General features: G+C 59.2%; 1 pseudogene. It reads left to right on the top strand.

Annotation, left to right across the window (positions count from 1 at the left end):
• Positions 1-265 (top strand): annotated as a pseudogene (locus HB631_RS26845) (type V secretion protein A); the annotation flags it as partial.

The following is a 265-nucleotide window of genomic DNA, read 5'->3' as shown; positions in this document are numbered from 1 at the left end:
AATACCTACGTCGGCAACACCAATATTAATGGCGGCACATTAACCGCCCTGGCCGCCCACGCATTCAGCCCCGATTCGAACTTTACCATCGCCTCCGGCGGTGCCATGGATCTAAACGGCTTTAGCCAAACCATTGCCAGCGCCAGCAACGCCGGCATCATCAGCCTCAACGGCGCCGGCGGCACCGTACTGAACGTCACCGGCGACTATGCCGGCAATAACGGCCGGCTGAATTTCAACGCCAAATTGTCCGACGACGCCTCCG

The organism is Sodalis sp. dw_96 (assembly GCF_018449575.1).
Taxonomy (GTDB): Bacteria; Pseudomonadota; Gammaproteobacteria; order Enterobacterales; family Enterobacteriaceae; genus Acerihabitans.
The sequence above is the reverse complement of the archived record's forward strand: the minus strand, read 5'-3'. Positions and strand labels throughout refer to the sequence as shown.